The sequence below is a fragment of the Acidimicrobiia bacterium genome (assembly GCA_029210695.1).
GTDB lineage: Bacteria > Actinomycetota > Acidimicrobiia > Spongiisociales > JAHEDJ01 > JAHEDJ01.
The window spans coordinates 1-1561 of record JARGFH010000144.1; the positions used below are offsets into that span (position 1 = coordinate 1).

Below are 1561 nucleotides of genomic sequence, written 5' to 3' on the forward strand. Positions count from 1 at the left end.
CGGAACTTGTCAAGCTTTTTGAGACAGACGGTTCATTGTTTCATTGGGTCGGCGTGTCCTCCTCTGGTTTGTTGATCCACGCGGTCTGCGGGAGCGGCGGTGGTGTTGGCGGTTTATGGACGAACCGTTCGGGATGTGTCTGGTAGGCGGCGTCGAGGACGGCTCCTCGTTGTCGTTGGATGGCTTCGGCTCGGCCGTAATGAACGTCGGCGGGGGTGTGGTATCCGATCCCGGAGTGGCGGTGTTCGTTGTTATACCAGTCGAAGAAGCTTCTGGTGAAGGCCTGGGCGTCCTCGAACGACCCGAAACGTTTCGGGAAGTCGGGCCGGTACTTCAGCGTCTTGAACTGGGACTCGCTGTACGGGTTGTCGTTCGACACATGCGGACGGGAGTGGGACTTGGTGACACCGAGATCGCCGAGGAGCAGGGCTACCGGTTTCGATGCCATCGAAGCGCCCCGGTCGGCGTGGATCGTCAACTCGCCACGATCGACACCCTGCTGCTGGATCGTGTCGGCGAGGAGCCGCTCGGCGAGATGAGCCCGCTCGGCCCGAGCGAGCATCCAGCCCGGTATGTACCGCGAGTAGATGTCGATGATCACATACAGGTAGTAGTAGGTCCACTTCGCAGGTCCCAACAGTTTCGTGATATCCCACGACCACACGACGTTCGGGCCCGCAGCAACCAACTCGGGTTTGACCCGGGCTGGGTGGGTGGCCTGGCGGCGACGCTCGGACACCTCGCCGGCGTCACGCAGGATCCGGTACATCGTTGCGGTCGATGCCAGATACACACCGTCGTCTAACAGTTTGGCGTAGACGGTGGCGGGAGCCTCATCGACATGTTCGGGTTCGTGAAGGACCCGCAGTATCTCTTTTCGTTCAACGTCGTCGAGCGCTCGAGGCTGCGACGCCGCAACCCGGTCGGGTTTGGGCGGCAGTGGGCTTTTGCGATGCCACCGATAATGCGTGGCTCGGGGACGACCCACCGCAGCGCATGCCGCCGTGACACCCACCATCGGGGCCAGCTCGGAGATGGCGTCGTCGATCACTTCGGCTCGCCGTCGGTCTTGTGGGCGCTGTCGGTGGCGAGTTCCTCCAACAGCGCCGAGAGTTTCCCCTGGACCTCGATCACCCGACGTGCCGTCCCCAACTCTTCTTCGAGTCGGTCCACACGTCGGCGGAGCCGGGCGTTGTCCCGCTCGATCGGATCAAGCGGTGCCCGCCCAGGTTTCGCTGCCAACGCTGCAAGCGCACCCCGGTCGCGTTGTTTCCGCCACTCCGAGATCAGCGACGTATACAAACCTTCCCGACGCAACAACGAACCTTTGGCGTCACGATCCAAGCCCTCGTACTCGGCCAGGATCTCCAACTTGTACTTCGCCGTATATGACCGGCGCTTGGCCCGTTCCGGGACCTCAGGATTCGGATCGTTCACCAGCCCAGCATGGCCCAGCAACCGATCCTCTGCAGTGATAGACATTCAGGGATTCTCCCATCCCGCCCTCTCAACACAGTGATACACCTACACGACCCGTCTCACGAAACGTTGACACAGAGGG

Annotated in this window: 1 protein-coding gene; it reads right to left on the reverse strand. The window is 61.9% G+C overall.

Features of this window, described 5'->3' with window-relative positions:
- Positions 1–40: 40 nt before the first annotated feature.
- Positions 41–1458, reverse strand: a protein-coding gene (locus tag P1T08_18795) for an IS3 family transposase (GenBank protein ID MDF1598122.1) whose coding sequence is annotated in 2 segments (ribosomal slippage) — positions 41–1113 and positions 1113–1458 — 1419 coding nt in all. Because the reading frame shifts where the segments join, the coding sequence is not laid out codon by codon here.
- Positions 1459–1561 lie beyond the last annotated feature (103 nt).